At 70.8% G+C, this 14,502-nt stretch carries 15 protein-coding genes; 8 read left to right on the forward strand and 7 right to left on the reverse strand.

Annotated features, from left to right (window positions below):
* Positions 1 to 35 precede the first annotated feature (35 nt).
* Complete coding sequence (locus CACI_RS08600; protein WP_012785940.1) at positions 36 to 389, reverse strand: hypothetical protein; 354 nt, start codon at positions 387 to 389, stop codon at positions 36 to 38.
* Between the two features lie 119 nt (positions 390 to 508).
* Between CACI_RS08600 and CACI_RS08605 the strand changes: the two genes are divergently transcribed.
* Positions 509 to 1,330, forward strand: coding sequence for a putative RNA methyltransferase (locus tag CACI_RS08605; protein WP_012785941.1), 822 nt, complete (start codon positions 509 to 511; stop codon positions 1,328 to 1,330).
* A gap of 10 nt (positions 1,331 to 1,340) precedes the next feature.
* Positions 1,341 to 2,105 carry a dienelactone hydrolase family protein gene (locus CACI_RS08610; protein WP_012785942.1) on the forward strand — a complete coding sequence of 255 codons (765 nt, stop codon included), beginning with the start codon at positions 1,341 to 1,343 and terminating at the stop codon, positions 2,103 to 2,105.
* A gap of 86 nt (positions 2,106 to 2,191) precedes the next feature.
* Here CACI_RS08610 and CACI_RS08615 read toward each other — a convergent pair whose 3' ends face one another.
* The 5 genes from CACI_RS08615 to CACI_RS08635 all read right to left on the reverse strand — a co-directional run bounded on the left by CACI_RS08615 (position 2,192) and on the right by CACI_RS08635 (position 6,606).
* A complete protein-coding gene (locus CACI_RS08615) occupies positions 2,192 to 2,770 on the reverse strand; it encodes a dihydrofolate reductase family protein (RefSeq protein WP_012785943.1) in 579 nt (192 codons plus the stop codon).
* A 136-nt stretch (positions 2,771 to 2,906) separates the two neighbouring features.
* Entirely contained in the window at positions 2,907 to 3,857 is a 951-nt protein-coding gene (locus CACI_RS08620; RefSeq protein ID WP_012785944.1) for a ribose-phosphate diphosphokinase, read from the reverse strand.
* 33 nt (positions 3,858 to 3,890) lie between these two features.
* Entirely contained in the window at positions 3,891 to 4,523 is a 633-nt protein-coding gene (locus CACI_RS45280) for a YidB family protein (protein WP_012785945.1), read from the reverse strand.
* 186 nt (positions 4,524 to 4,709) lie between these two features.
* Entirely contained in the window at positions 4,710 to 6,302 is a 1,593-nt protein-coding gene (locus CACI_RS08630) for a GMC family oxidoreductase (protein ID WP_012785946.1), read from the reverse strand.
* Between the two features lie 10 nt (positions 6,303 to 6,312).
* Positions 6,313 to 6,606, reverse strand: coding sequence for a DUF6295 family protein (locus CACI_RS08635; RefSeq protein ID WP_012785947.1), 294 nt, complete (start codon positions 6,604 to 6,606; stop codon positions 6,313 to 6,315).
* Between the two features lie 93 nt (positions 6,607 to 6,699).
* Between CACI_RS08635 and CACI_RS08640 the strand changes: the two genes are divergently transcribed.
* The 3 genes from CACI_RS08640 to CACI_RS08650 all read left to right on the forward strand — a co-directional run bounded on the left by CACI_RS08640 (position 6,700) and on the right by CACI_RS08650 (position 9,585).
* Positions 6,700 to 7,866, forward strand: coding sequence for a nitric oxide synthase oxygenase (locus CACI_RS08640; RefSeq protein WP_012785948.1), 1,167 nt, complete (start codon positions 6,700 to 6,702; stop codon positions 7,864 to 7,866).
* Positions 7,867 to 8,050: 184 nt separating this feature from the next.
* Positions 8,051 to 8,590, forward strand: coding sequence for a SigE family RNA polymerase sigma factor (locus CACI_RS08645; RefSeq protein WP_041541381.1), 540 nt, complete (start codon positions 8,051 to 8,053; stop codon positions 8,588 to 8,590).
* Complete coding sequence (locus CACI_RS08650) at positions 8,587 to 9,585, forward strand: hypothetical protein (RefSeq protein ID WP_012785950.1); 999 nt, start codon at positions 8,587 to 8,589, stop codon at positions 9,583 to 9,585. Before CACI_RS08645 ends, CACI_RS08650 begins: the two co-directional genes overlap by 4 nt.
* A gap of 27 nt (positions 9,586 to 9,612) precedes the next feature.
* Here the strand turns inward: CACI_RS08650 and CACI_RS08655 are convergent, their stop codons facing one another.
* Positions 9,613 to 10,890: a DUF5925 domain-containing protein gene (locus tag CACI_RS08655; protein WP_012785951.1), complete on the reverse strand. Its 1,278-nt coding sequence runs from the start codon at positions 10,888 to 10,890 to the stop codon at positions 9,613 to 9,615.
* Positions 10,891 to 11,036: 146 nt separating this feature from the next.
* Between CACI_RS08655 and CACI_RS08660 the strand changes: the two genes are divergently transcribed.
* Genes CACI_RS08660 through CACI_RS08670 form a run of 3 tightly spaced genes read left to right on the forward strand, consistent with a single transcriptional unit; the run spans position 11,037 to position 14,473 of the window.
* Positions 11,037 to 12,059 carry a peptidoglycan-binding domain-containing protein gene (locus CACI_RS08660; RefSeq protein WP_143765180.1) on the forward strand — a complete coding sequence of 341 codons (1,023 nt, stop codon included), beginning with the start codon at positions 11,037 to 11,039 and terminating at the stop codon, positions 12,057 to 12,059.
* A 27-nt stretch (positions 12,060 to 12,086) separates the two neighbouring features.
* The gene (locus CACI_RS08665; protein ID WP_012785953.1) at positions 12,087 to 12,809 is read left to right on the forward strand and encodes a hypothetical protein; all 723 of its coding nucleotides are present in this window, start codon (positions 12,087 to 12,089) and stop codon (positions 12,807 to 12,809) included.
* A gap of 53 nt (positions 12,810 to 12,862) precedes the next feature.
* Positions 12,863 to 14,473, forward strand: a complete 1,611-nt coding sequence (locus CACI_RS08670) for a Na+/H+ antiporter (RefSeq protein ID WP_012785954.1) — start codon at positions 12,863 to 12,865, stop codon at positions 14,471 to 14,473.
* The last annotated feature ends 29 nt before the right edge of the window (positions 14,474 to 14,502 follow it).

Raw genomic sequence — 14,502 nt, forward strand, 5'->3', positions numbered from 1 at the left:
GCGCGTCCGGGTCCGCCGTGAGGCCGCCCCGAGGCTCAGATGATGCGGATCTCGTCGTTCGAGTGGTCGTGGCCGCAGTTGTCGCCCTCGTAGTGGTAGTCGCGGCGGTTCAGCTGCACCACCCGGAAGGACTTCTGCTCCACGATGCGCTGCAGGTGCCGGACGCCGCTGGCGCCGGCGGCCACCACCGCGACGATCGCGGCGAGCACGGTGATGCCGATCACGGCGAAACCGCCGGTCACGTTCCCGAACACGATCATGAACAGCGCGACCAGGATCGAGATCGGCACCGCTACCAGGAGCAGTACCGCGATCGTGGTGAGCAGGATCAGCGGCTTCGCCGACGGTGCGCGGTCACCGTCGTGGCGGATCGTCGTTCTCATGGCCATGGGCTAGTCCCTCTCGGCTGCGGCCTCAAAGACGCGTTGTATCGCGTTTAAAGAGTATCAACAAGGAGGGCGCCTCCGCTTGTTCCTTTTCCCAGTGCCGAATCCGTCACACTGGTGAGGTGATCTCCGAAGTCGTCAACTGGTTGTCCTGCCCGCATTGTGCCACTGCGTTGATCGTCGAGGCTTCTTCCGGGCTGCGGTTGTTGTGTGAGGAAGGGCACGCTTTCGACGTGGCGCGGTATGGCTACGTCTCATTGCTCCCTGGCGCGGGAGCAGCGGATACGGCCGATACCGCGGCGATGGTCGCTGAGCGTGACGCGTTCCTGGGAGCAGGTCACTATGCCGGGATTGCCGATCTCGTTACGGAACTCGCCGCCGATGCTGTGGCCGATGACGGCGTCGTTCTGGATCTCGGCGCGGGCACCGGCTACTACCTCGCGCAGGTTCTGGAAGCCGTGGACCGCCCCGGCATCGCACTGGACATCTCCAAGCACGCCGCACGCCTCGCCGCCCGAGCGCACCCGCGCATCGGCGCCGTCGTCGCCGACGCCTGGTCCGGGCTGCCGGTGCGCGGCCGGGCCGCCTCGGTGCTGCTGAACGTCTTCGCGCCGCGCAATCCGCGGGAGATGCGGCGCGTGCTACACCCTGACGGTCGGGCGATCGTCGTGGTGCCGGAGCCGGACCATTTCAGGGAGCTGATCGCCGAGTACGGCCTGATGGCCGTGGACGACCGCAAGCCGGAGCGGTTGCGCGAGCAGTTCGGGGACCGGTTCCGGGTCGAGTCCGAGCATCCCTACGAAACGACGCTCGCTTTGTCCGCTCCTGAGGTTTCGCAAATTATCGGCATGGGACCGAACGCCTGGCACGAGCGCGCGGGGGAGGTCCGATCGGGCGGCGCGGTGACGGTCGCCGTCCGCGCCTACGTTCTGTCCCAGATGTGAGCGTGCCACTATGTGCGGCATGCAGATCGCGATGACGAACGGCATCCAGGCCGGGACGGTCCACTACCCCGCGGCCGACGGTGCCGAGACCGAGGCCTACCTGGCGGTGCCGCAGGACGACGCGCCGCGCGGCGGCGTGGTGCTCATCCACCACCTGCCCGGGTACGACGAGGCGACGCGGGAGTTCGCGCGCACCTTCGCCGTCCACGGCTACAACGCGGTCGTCCCCAACCTGTACAGCCGCGAGGGCGGTCCGGGCATCTCGCCCGAGGACGCCGCGGCGGCGGTCCGCGCCGACGGCGGCGTGCCCGACGAGCGGCTGCTCGCCGACCTCGGGACGGCGGCGGAGTACCTGCGCGCGCTGGAGACCTCCAACGGCAGGATCGGCGTGATCGGCCACTGCTCCGGCGGACGCCAGGCGCTGCTCGCCGCGTGCGCGCTGGACCTGCAGGCGGCGGTCGACAACTACGGCGCGTTCGTGATGTCGGACAGCCCCGCCTCGGTCGGGCTGCGCGCCACGTCGGTGGAGGAGCGGCTGCCGGAGCTGTCCTGCCCGCTGCTCGGCAACTTCGGCGCGGACGACTCGCACCCCTCCCCGGAGGAGACGGCGCGGCTGGCGGCGGCCCTGGACAAGCTGGGGAAGACCTACGACTTCAAGACCTACGAGGGCGCCGGGCACGCGTTCTTCAACGTGAACCGGGTCGCCTACCGGGCTGATGCGGCAATGGACGCCTGGGACCGGATCTTCGACTTCTACGGGCAGCACTTGTCCTAGAGCTTGGACGCCTCAGTGAGCTTGGAGGCCTCAGTCTTGGAAGCGCCGGCGAGGAGTTCGCCGGCGCTTCCGTGCGCCCGGCACGCTCAGGGGTGCAGCGTCGGCCGGTAGATCAGCTCCTGCGTCCGGCCGTCGAAGGTCCGGCTCTCGATCAGCTCCAGGTCGAAGTCCTCGGCGCCCTGGAAGATCGGCGCCGCGCCGGTCCGTCCGGTGAGCACCGGGAAGATGGTCACCTGGACCCGGTCGACCAGCCCGGCGGCCATCAGCGCGCGGTTCATCGCGAGGCTGCCGTGCGAGCGCAACGGCACGGCGGATTCCTTCTTCAGCCGCGCGACGACGTCCACGGCGTCCCCGGCGGCGACGGTCGCGTCCGGCCAGTCCAGCGGTTCGCTCAGGGTGGAGGAGACCACCGTGGCGGGGAGGCTGACCATCCGGGCGACCCACGGGTCCCGCACGTCGGAGTCCTCGCCGGCCTCGGCCAGCATCCCGACGAAGTCCCGGTACGTGGTGGCGCCGAAGACCATGCGCTGGTCTCCGCGGTACACGTCCAGGCGGTGCGCGAGCAGCTCCGGGCCCTGCTTGCCCCAGTAGCCGCCCCAGTCGCCGGTGCTCCCGCCGAAGCCGTCGAGGCTGGAGAAGACGTCGAAGGTGTAGGTGGCGCTCATGGTGTCCTCCTGGATTCGGTGGATCGGTCCTTCGCCGATCTCTTGCCTAGTCCACGAACGGGCTCGCCGCGATCCGACATCGGGACGCGAGGCGAATTCCTGTCAGCACCGCCGCTGCCACCGAATTCCGAATCCGCTAGAGCCCTTCGAACAGCGCGCTGACCGACTCCCCGTTGTGGATCCGGCGCATCGCCTCGGCCAGCGCCGGGGCGATCGAGAGCACCGTGAGCTTGTCGGTGTCGGTCTGCTCGGTCGAGGGGATCGGCACGGTGTTGGTGCACACGATCTCCTCGACATCGGGATGGTCGGCCAGCCGCTTGAGGGCGCCGGCGGCGAACAGGCCGTGTGTGCACGCCACGCGCACGCTGCGGGCGCCGAGTTCGCGCAGCCGCTCCAGCAGCTCCATGACGGTGCTGCCCTTGGCGATCTCGTCGTCCAGGACGATCACGTCGCGTCCCGCCACGTCGCCGATCACCGAGCTGATCGCCACGGTGTCGCCGGCGAAGCGCTGCTTGGCGCCGGCCGCGACCGGTACGCCGAGAAGGCGCGCGAACGCCGCGGCCTCCTTGGCGTTGCCGAGGTCCGGGGAGACCACGGTGGTGTGCGACAGGTCGTAGTCACGGAAGTGCAGGGCCAGCTCGCGCAAGGCGTTGAGGTGGTCCACCGGGACCGAGAAGAACCCGTGCACCTGCGGGGAGTGCAGCGTCATCGCCAGCACCCGGTTGGCGCCGGCGGCCACCATCAGGTCCGCGACCAGGCGGCCGCCGATGGAGATGCGCGGCGCGTCCTTCTTGTCGCTGCGGGCGTAGGAGTAGTGCGGCACCACGGCGGTGATCCTGGCCGCCGAGGCGCCGCGGGCCGCGTCGCACATGAGCAGGAGCTCGACCAGATGCTCCTGGACCGGCGCGACCAGCGGCTGGACCAGGAACACGTCGCGCTCGCGGCAGTTGGCCTGGAGCTGGACCTCCAGGCAGTCGTTGGCGAAGCGGCTGACGCGCACCGGGCTCAGCGGCGTCTCCAGGTGCGCGCAGATCTCCGCGGCCAGGGTCGGATGGGCGCTTCCGCTGAACACTGCGATGTCGCGCATGCCTGCATGGTAGCGATCAACCACCCGGGGCGATCAACCCCCTTGCGGCCGTCCATCCCCCGTTCCGCCGGAGGCGCCACCGGTCTGCGGGCGGTTCTGGGCCTGCGGGGCGGCCGGGTTCTCCATGCCGGGCGTGCCGGGCGCGCCGGCCGCCGCGGTCTGCGGGAGCTGCCCGTCAGGCGTCATCGCGTCGACGACCTGCGGAAGCGTCGTGGCCATGGTGCGCGCCGCCTGCTCGTTGGTCATGCCGAGGGTGTTGGCGAACTGCGAGATCTGCTCGGTGCCCAGCGCCTGGGTGAGCTGCTCGCCGCTGACCGGCTGGTTCGGCTGCTCGGTGCTGACCCAGGACTTCGCTTGAGAACCGAGTCCGCCGCCCTTGAGCTGTTCCATGAGCTTGGCCAGACCGCCGCCGGCGACCAGGCTGCCGAGCATCGGCGCCAGCTTCTGGACCATGCCGCTGCTGAGCAGGCCGCCGAGCCCGCCGGCGCCGCCGCTGCTGGGCGCCGCGCTCATCGCCTGGCCCGGCTGTTGCATCCCCGGCTGCTGCATCTGCTGCGTCTGCTGCTCGCCGGGCTGGCCCTCTTGGCCGGGCTGGGGCTGCTGCTGTTGCTGCTGCTGTTTGCCCATCAGCTGGTTGAGCAGCGAAGAGATGTCGAAACCGGCCATGACGCGTGCTCCTGACGTTCGGACCGCGCCCCACCCGACGGCTACGCGCCGCCGCGTCCCTCGACCCAGCCTCGGGCAGCGGCGGTGGGCTCGCCAGTCGGGAGGCGCGACGTGCGGTCGAGAGAGGCGGCGCGCGAATCAGCGTGGCCGCCAGGCTGTCCGCTAGCGCTAGCGCTAGCGCTGGCGTTAGCGCTTGCGAGCCGCGCGTTCGGCGTCCTTCACCAGCTCGGCGGCCTTCTCGCCGATCACGATGCTCGGCGCGTTCGTGTGACCCCGGATGATCGTCGGCATCACCGACGCGTCGGCCACGCGCAGCCCTTCGATGCCGCGTACCCGCAGCTCCGGGTCCACCACCGAGGCAGCGTCGGTGCCCATGCGACACGTGCCGACCGGGTGGTACAGCGTCTGCGCGTACCGGCGGATCGAGGCTTCGTACAGCTCCGCGCCGGACAGTCCGGGGAGCAGCATGTAGCCGTCGCTGTACGGCGCGAGCTGTGGGGCGGCGGCGATCTTCTCGCACAGCGCGACGCCGCGTGTCAGGGTCGCGTAGTCCAGACCGTCGGGGTCGCTCAGGTACGCGGGGTCGATGGTCGGCGCGGCGGTGGGATCGAGCGTGGAGAGCGTGATCGTGCCCTGCGAACGCGGCTTCTGCAGGACCGCGCTGATCGTGTAGCCGTGCTCCTTCGGGCGCGTCAGTCCCTCGTCGAGGAACGCCACCGGTGCGAACACGATCTCGATGTCCGGCTGCTCGAGGCCGTCTTCGCTGGTGGTGTACAGGTACGCCTCGCCGACGTTCGACGACAGCGGTCCATGCCGCTTGGCCAGGTAGCGCGCGAAGCCCGCCGGGGTGCGGCCGCTGATCAGGGTCTTGACGTTCTTGGCCTTCACCACGATGCCGGCGGCGAGGTGGTCGCGCAGATTGCGGCCGACCTCGGGGACGTCGGCGACGATTTTGACGCCCCGCTGCTTCAGGTGGTCGGCCGGACCGACGCCGGAGAGCATGAGCAGCTGCGGGGTGTTCACCGTGCCGCCGCACAGGATCACCTCGCGGCGCGCCGCCACCGAGCCGACGCGGCGGCCGTCGAGGTAGCGCACGCCGGTGGCGCGCTGGTCGTGGAACAGGATCCGGGTCGCCAGCGCGCCGGTGAGCACGACCAGGTTGGGCCGGGACCGCGCGGGCTTCAGATAGGCGTCGGCGGCCGACCAGCGGCGGCCCTCGTGCTGTGTCACGGCGGTCTGCGTGCCGGGGACGCCCAGGTCGCCGCACGCCTGGAGGAAGCGCGCGGTCAGCGGATGCGGCGAGCGCAGGTCCTGCACGCGCACCGGTCCGGTCGCGCCGTGCTCGATGCCGTCCGGGGCGGCGCTGAACGCCTCGACGCGCCGCAGTGCCGCGCTGATCTCCTCCGGTCCCCAGGTGGGACCTGCGGCCGCGGCCCACTCCTCGTAGTCCGCCGGGTAGCCGGTCACCCACATCATGGCGTTGATCGAGGAGGAGCCGCCGAGCATCCGGCCGCGCGGCCAGTAGATCCGGCGTCCGCCGAGCTGGGGCTGGTTGACGGTGCGGTAGGCCCAGTCGAGCTTGGTCTCGAAGAGCTCTGAGAAGGCGGCCGGGATGTGGATCAGCGGATTGCGATCCGCCGGTCCCGCCTCCAGCAGTGCCACCCGGCAGCCGGGGTCCTGCGACAAGCGCGCGGCCACCGCGGATCCGGCTGAGCCGGCTCCGACGACGACATAGTCGTAGACATTGCCGGTATCGGTCCGCGCGTCGTCGATCGCCATGTCTATGACGTTAGACCTGGGATGTGCCGATGAGTAGCCCCGGCGGGAGCATGCCCTCCGGCACGCTCTCAAGCGCTGTGAGAATGGCTTGCGCCAGGTCGTAGGCGGCTCGCGCGGTCAGTTCCAGCGCGATGCGCGCCGACGGTCCGCGCTCGGGATTGCGCAGGTCGATGTTCAGGGTGTGCTCGTCGGTGGCGTGCACCGGATGGTCGTAGTAGACGCTGGCCTCGGTGACGCGGATCCAGGTCGCGGTGCCCTTGGCGCTGCCGGCGACGGCGAGCTTGAAGGTCTGGTAGGTGCACATCGGGACCGGATCCTCACAATCGGTAGTACGAACACCAGTTGTAGACATACGATGACGCTCTGCATTCGCCCGTCGAGCGTAGGGGGGATACCCGTGTTCCGTAACGCGATACGCCAGAAGCGCCCTGCCGAACGATTATCGAGCCTGGCCAGCTTATCCAGTGCCGAAGGACTGTCCGAGGAAGCCGACCGCTTCCTGCACGAGTGCTACACCGAGCTCGACCGCACCGCCGAACTCCCCGCCCGCCGCCGCGCCGTGGCCGCCGCGATCCACACCAGCGGCACGTACGACCACACCTTCGCCGAACTCGAATACGGCGCCCGCGTCGCCTGGCGCAACTCCTCCCGCTGCATAGGCCGCCTCTACTGGCAGTCGCTGAAACTGCGCGACCACCGCGACACCGACCGGCCGCTGCGCATCGCCGCGGAGTGTGTCAGCCATCTGCGCGAAGCCACCAACGGCGGCCGCATCCGCCCGACCATCACCGTCTTCGCCCCGGACCGCCCCGGCCGCCCCGGCCCGCGCATCCGCAACGAACAGCTCATCCGCTACGCCGGCTACAAAGTCGAAGACGGCGGCGTCGTGGGCGACCCGCGCAATATCGAGCTCACGGACACCGTCCGCACCCTCGGCTGGTACGGCCACGGCACCGCCTTCGACGTCCTCCCCCTGGTGATCGAGGCGCCCGGCTACCGCCCCTACATCCACGTCATCCCGCAGGACAGCGTCCTGGAAGTCCCCTTGTCCCACCCCCGCCACCCCTGGTTCGCCGACCTCGGCGTCCGCTGGCACGCGGTCCCGGTGATCAGCGACATGTGCCTGGAAATCGGCGGCCTCCACTACCCCTGCGCCCCCTTCAACGGCTGGTACATGGGCACCGAGATCGGCTCCCGCAACCTCGCCGACACCGACCGCTACGACCTCCTCCCGACCATCGCCGCCAACCTCGGCCTGGACACCACCACCGACCGCACCCTCTGGCGCGACCGAGCACTGGTCGAGCTGAACGTCGCAGTCCTGCACTCCTACGAGGCCGCCGGCGTCACCATCGCCGACCACCACACCGAGGCCCACAGGTTCCTGAAACACGTGGCCAAGGAGGAGCGCGCCGGCAGAGTGTGCCCCGCGGAGTGGTCATGGATCGTGCCACCGCTGTCGGGCAGCGCCACGGCAGTGTTCCACCGGTATTACGACGAGGTGGACGTGCGGCCGAACTTCGTGCGGCATGAGGGCCCGCCAGCCCCAACGCGTGCGCAGTGACTCGGACCACGCGCGGTGGTGTCCCTCCACAACCGCCGGCCGCCAACGCGACCCATCACCCCCCCACCGCTCCACAACCCGTCAGCACCGGAAAATGGTGGGCAACCTCCCCGCCGCCCTGCCGCGTTAGGAGGGATGGCGCCCGGTCGGGTGCCGCTCGGCCTTGGTGGCGACGGGGGAAACCGTGCGAGAACCGGATGGATTCCGGGAGTTCCTGGCAGCGCGCCAGGCCCATCTGCTGCGCGCGGCGTGGGTTCTGACCGGTGATGTGCAGTTGGCGGAGGATCTGCTGCAGACGGCGCTGGTCAAGGTGTTGCCGCGGTGGGAGCGGTTGGCGCGGGACGGTGCGCTGGAGCCGTATCTGCGCAAGACGATGATCAACACTGCGACGTCGTGGTGGCGGCGGAGGTGGCACGGGGAGGTGCCCTCGGGGCATGTGCCCAGCCTCACGGCGCGGCGCGGCGCCGGGTGGGAGCCGGTCGGCGGGGGAGCGGAGTTCGAGGCGATCGACGACCGGTCGGTGCTGGGCGCGGCGCTGCGGGCGCTGCCGGCGCGGCAGCGTGCCGTGGTGCTGCTGCGCTACTACCTCGACATGTCCGAGGCCGAGACCGCGGTGATGCTCGGCTGCAGCCAGGGAACCGTGAAGAGCCAGAGTTCGAAGGCGCTCGCTGCGCTGCGTGGTCGGCTCGCCCCCGCCCAGCGAGCCCAGGAGGTCTCGGTATGACGTACGAGCACGGCTTCGAAGAGCACGAAGAAGATCTGCGCCGGGACTCCCTGCGCGGCGGCGCACCGCGCGCGGGCGAACCACGCGAAGGCGCGACTGACGAACCCGAAGAAGACGAATTGCTCCGCGTCCTCCTCACCGAGGCGGCGCCGGAGTTCGACGTCACCACCGCGCTCGGCGACCGCGTCCTGGCCGGCGCCACCCGCCGTCGGGCGCGCACCCGGACGTTCGGCGGCGTCGGCGCGTTCGCGGCGCTGGCCGTCGGCGTACTCGCGGTCGCGCCGCTGGCCGGCTGGGGCGGCCACGGATCCGGCACGGCCCGCGCCACGCCCGCTCCGGGAGCGCTCGCCGCGTCCTCCTCCGCCGCGCCGACGTCCGCGCCGTCAGCCTCGCCCTCGCCGTCATCATCGGTGCCGGCGACGCCGTCGGGGTCCGCGACGCCGACGACGCCGCCGGGCTCCACCTCGCGGCTCACCGCGCTGCCGAGCGCCTCCTTCACCGTCACCTTCACCCCGCCGGCCTACCTCCCGGACTGGAACTCGCCGAAGATGAAGGCCGTGGACCGAGTGGCCGCCGCCTTGGGGTCCGGCCACGACAACTCCTACATGGGAGTCGGCCTGACCGGCCAGGACTTCGCCACCGGCGACTACAAACCCGGAGCCGGCACCGACGCGAGCCCGATCGTCGTCTTCCGCAAGCCGGTCTCCGACCCGACGCTGGTCCACGCCGCGGTCAAGGCCGCCGCGCCCTACAGCGTGGTGTTCCAGGACACCGTCCTCAACGCCTCCGAGCAGTGGTTCCTCGGCCACCGGCTCGAGCAGGACAAGGACTACTGGAAGGCCCAGGGCGTGACGTTCCTCACCGGGCTGCAGCTGAACGGCACCATCACCATCTCCACGGCCGACCCGGCCAAGGTCGTGCCGCTGCTGGAACAGCACTACGGCTACGACGGCCGCGTCTTCGTGGGACAGGTGTGGCCGCCGACGGGATCGTAGAACCCGCCGGCGGCCTGAGAGCCCGCTCTACAGATACAACCCCGTCCCGGTGTCGTCGCCCGCCGAGGCGACCGGCTCGCTCCCGTCCCGCGCCGCGATCAGCTCGGCCAGCGTCACCCCGCCGATCGGTCCGCCGGAGCCCGTGGCGCCGCGCCCCAGGCGCGCCGCCGCGACCCGCGCCGGATCCGCGCCCTCGCGGTCCAGCCAGGCCAGCGCCTCGGCGCGGGGCAGCGGGCCGACCTCGATCTGCGCCAGGCAGCGCCCGGGCCTTATGACCGCCGGGTGCAGGCTGGCCAGGTTCTCGTTGGTGGTGATCGCGACCAGCACGTCGCGACCCTGGCCGAGCAGCCCGTCGGTGAGGTTCAGCAGCCGGGACAGCGCCTGGCCGCTGGTCGCCTTGGCCTCCCCGCGGATCAGCTCGTCGCAGTCCTCGAGCAGCAGCAGGCGCCAGCGCCGGCGGTTCTCCTCGTCCTCGCCGTGGCCGTGGTACTCCACGCCCATCGCGACCTCCATGAGGTAGCCGGGGGAGGAGAACAGCGCGTCGGGGTCCAGGACGTAGTCCACCTGGCACCACTCGCGCCACTCGCGCGCCAGGGTGCGCAGCGCCGTGGTCTTGCCGGTGCCGGGGGCGCCGTGCAGCAGGATCATGCGGCCGGTGGCCTCGGTGCGGCGCACCGCCATCAGCTTGTCGATGGCGGCCGAGGCGCTCGCGGAGTAGTTCTGGCGGACGGCCTCCCACGGCTCGGCCGTGATGGTGCGGACCGTGCGGTACGGGCCGCGCTGCGGCGCGGCGTACCAGAAGCCGACGGAGACCTTCTCCTCTTCCGGCTCCTCCTCGGCCGCCACGCCGTCGGTGGCCTGCTCCAGGATCTTGGCCGCCAGCTCCGGGGTCTCGGCGACCACCGTGACCTCGCCGCCGCCGCTGGACCAGCGCACCGAGCGCGCCGTCCAGCCCGGTCCCGCGGTCAGGCACGACTCCCGCTTGTCCTCCACCACCGAGCGCAGGACCTCGCCCTCGGCCGGGACCAGCGTCGCGTCCTCGCGCAGCGCGTCCAGCCGGGCGTGCCGGGCGTGCGGCTGCAGGCCGGTGGTGAACGGCGTCAGCAGCAGCGCGTCCACCACGTCGTAGGGGGTGTCGGAGTCGTCGATGGTCACCCGGAAGGGCAGCCGGGCTCCGGGGTCGCTGGCGGGGTCGCTCGCCGGGTCGCTCGCAGTGCGCCTTTCCGGAGCCCGCGGAGTGTCTCCGCCGGAGTCGGGCGCCGGTCGCGTGGCAGGCCCCTGAGGGCGCTGGCGGGGCAGCGTCATGTCCTCGATGATCCCGCCCGGGGGCGTCCGGCCACAACACGTTTGTCGAGGTTCATGCGTACTCGGCGCGCCGCGAGGGTTGTTTTACCCGCACTTTGCCGAGCCGGGGACCGGGCCCTCGGCGGTCGAAGATACGATGACCGACCATGAGCTCGCCCGACAGCACCCCGCCCTGGGGGACGCCCCAGTCACCGTCCGGTGCCGCCAATCCTGCTCCGCCGCCGATGATGTCCCCTTACGGCATGCCGCTGTCCGACGGCGGCCCTGAGGGAACCGGCGGCTCCGGAAACCAGGGCGGTCAGGGCGGCTACGGCGGTTACGGCGGCCACGGCCCGGGCGACGGAGACCCCGGCGACTCCGGCCGCCGCCGCAAGACCCTGATCGCCTCGGCGCTCGCCGTGGTGGCCGTGGTCGGCATCGGAGGCGCGGTGGCCTCCATGAACAGCGGCTCGCACAAGCCCGACACGGCGTCCCTGGCCGGCGCCGGAGCCTCCGAATCCAGCAGTTCCACGCCGGGCGACGGCTCGGCGGTGATCGCCAACGGCGGCGGCAAGCCCGACGGCGACGACATGGCGGCCGCCTCGACCAACGGCGCGCAGGGCGCGAACGTGCCCGGCAACCCGACCTCCACCGGTACTCCGACCGGCGGACACACCGGCCCGAGCACGAGCCCCGGCAGCCCGAGCACGAGCCACCCGGCCACCTCGACCCACCCGGGCAGCACGGCGTCCTCGCACCCCGGCACCCCGGTCGTCTCGAACCCGCCGCCCAGCGCGGCCAAGCCCAGCGCCCCGGCCACCACCGTCACCGTGTCCGTGCCCTCCACCGACTGCACGTACATGGACCTCCCGGCCTCGAAGATGCCGCAGATCAAGCAAGGCTCGACCAACGTCAACGCGGTCAAGCAGGTCCAGTGCCTGCTGAAGAAGTCGGAACTGGGCATCAAGCCGCTGGCGATCGACGGCCAGTGGGGTTCGGACACGCAATCCGCGATGACCGCCTTCCAGAAGTGCAACAACGCCCCGACCGTGCACTCGCCCGGCGGCACCCCTCCGTACCCGAAGCTCTCCGTGGACGGCGTCGCCGGTCCCCAGACGTGGGCGGACCTTTACTTCTGGGACAACCAGTACTTCAACGGGACCTCGTACTACTGCAACGGAACTCGCTGACGGCGCCGTGATGGTAGGCATGGTCCCGTGGCCGCAGTCCTCCTGATCTTCTTCGGGTTCATCGTCGCCCTCGGGGTGGCTGGAGCCGTCGCCAACTCCCGCCGCAAGCGGGCCCTGGCCGCCATGGCCTCCGCCAAGCAGTGGCAGCTGACGAAGAAAGACCGCCGGCTGCCCGACACCTTCGGCGGCCGGCCGTTCGCCACCGGGCACGACCGCATCGCGCGCATCGTGCTGAACGGCTGGCACAACGGCCACGCCATCCTCGTGATCGACTATGAATACAAGACGCCGGCCAGTACCAGCCACCAGGTGATGCCGGGCAGCGACAGCCCATATATGACGCCGGGCAACAACAGCGACGACACCCACAACTACTGGGCCGCCTGCGTCGTCGACCTCCCGGTTCCGCTGCCCGCCGTGGAAGTAGTGCCGCGCAAGAGGCACGCCTCCCACGCCGCCGGGCCGGGCATCCTGGCCGGCGCACCGGAGTTCGTCCGCGGCGATCCCGGATTCGACCAGCGCTATCTGGTCACCACTTTGAACCAGCAGCTCGCCGCCGACATCCTCGACCCGAAAGTGCTGTGGCTGATCGCCTCCTGGCCCGACTTCGCCTGGCGGATCGAGGGAACCAGGCTTCTGACCTGGGGCAAGGGAAAGGTCAAGCCGGTGTGGGTGGAAACCAGTCTCAACATGCTGGTGGCGCTCGCCGAGGCGTTCCCCGCCGAGGTGTGGCGCACGGCGCGCGGCTGATCCGTCCCGGGAGCGCGCCGTTCGACCCATCTGTCATGGGATGATCAGGTGGCATGACGGCGCAACACCTCCTTTTCCTGCTGGGCGTCCCGTTCTTCTCCGTGGTGGTCTCCGCCCTCGCGCGGCGGTTCGACGTCAACGGACCGCTCGTGCTGGTGGGCATCGGCCTGCTGGTGTCGATCACGCCGTTCATCCCCGACTACGACCTCGAGCCCGAGTTCGTGCTCATGATCCTGCTGCCGCCGCTGCTGTATCAGGCGGCGGTGGAGACCTCGGTCCCCTCGCTGCGGGAGAACTGGTCGGCGGTCCTGATCCTGTCGGTGGCGATGGTCCTGGTCACCACGCTGCTCACCGGATTCGCGATGCACTGGCTGATCCCGGGGATGCCGCTGTCGGTGGCGTTCGTCCTCGGCGCGGTGCTCGGACCACCGGATACGGTCGCGGCGATCTCCATCGCCAAACGCTTGGGACTGCCGCGCCGGACCGTCGACGTGCTGGTCGGCGAAGGGCTGTTCAACGACGCCACCGCGCTGACCGCGTTCCGGATCGCGCTGGCCGCCGCGGTGGGGGAGACCGTCACGGTCTTCGACGCGGTCGGGCGGTTCGTGCTCTCGGCGGCCGGCGGCATCCTGATCGGCGCGGTGGTCGCGATGGTCTGGGACCCGATCCGCTTCCGGATGAGCGACCCGCGCGCCGAGAGCGCGATCTCGCTGACGCTGCCGTTCGTCGTCTACATCACCGCCGAAGCGGTGCACGTCTCCGGCGTGATGGGCGTCGTCATCCTCGGGCTCTACCTCGGCCATCGCCGGGTGCGCGCCGGATATGCCACGCGGATGCTGGACACCGCGCTGTGGGACGTGATCGTGGAGATCCTGGAAGCCACGGTCTTCGCGCTGATCGGCCTGCAGCTGATCCCGATCCTGCGGGACGTCGACAGCTGGGGCGCCTGGCAGCTGATCGGCTACGGCCTGGCCGCGTTCGCGATAGTGGTGCTGGCGCGGTTCGGCGGGGTCTACACGTTCGGCTACGTCGGACGCTTCCTGCTGCACCACGTGCGACGCACCGCGCCGCTGGCTCCTCCACCGGAACAAACCCAGCGGCCGCGGATCCTGTTCGTGGTCGGCTGGGCCGGCATGCGCGGCGTGGTCTCGCTGGCCGCCGCGGCGGCGATCCCGTTGACCGACAACCACGGCGCGCCGCTGCCGGACCGCGAACTCGTCCAGTTCCTGACCCTGTTCGTGGTGCTGACCACCCTCATCGTCCAAGGCCTGACGCTGCCGCCGTTGATCCGCCGGCTCGGCGTCGAGGCGAAGGACGAGGAGAAGGAAGACGCGTTCTCCTATTGCAGCGCCATGGGAACCGCCGCGAACGCAGGGCTCGCGCGCCTGGACGAGTTGGAGGCGTCGCTGCCGGACCCGGCCGTGGACCGCATGCGCGATCAGGCGCGGTGGCGCGGCGACAAGGCGAAGAAGTACGCGATGCAGGTCGCGTCCGGCGGACCGAGCGCCAGGGCGTCGGCGGTCGAGGACGCGCGGCGCTCGATGCTGGACGCCGAACGCGCCGCGATCGAGCACCTGCGGGACATGCGGGAGATCAACGACGACGTCTACCGGCGGGTGCTGCATGAGCTGGACCTGGAAGAGGCGTATATGGAGCGACGCTAGGCGGGCGCCGCTCCACGTCCGCTGGGTGG

Origin of the sequence: Catenulispora acidiphila DSM 44928 (genome assembly GCF_000024025.1) — a bacterium.
GTDB lineage: Bacteria > Actinomycetota > Actinomycetes > Streptomycetales > Catenulisporaceae > Catenulispora > Catenulispora acidiphila.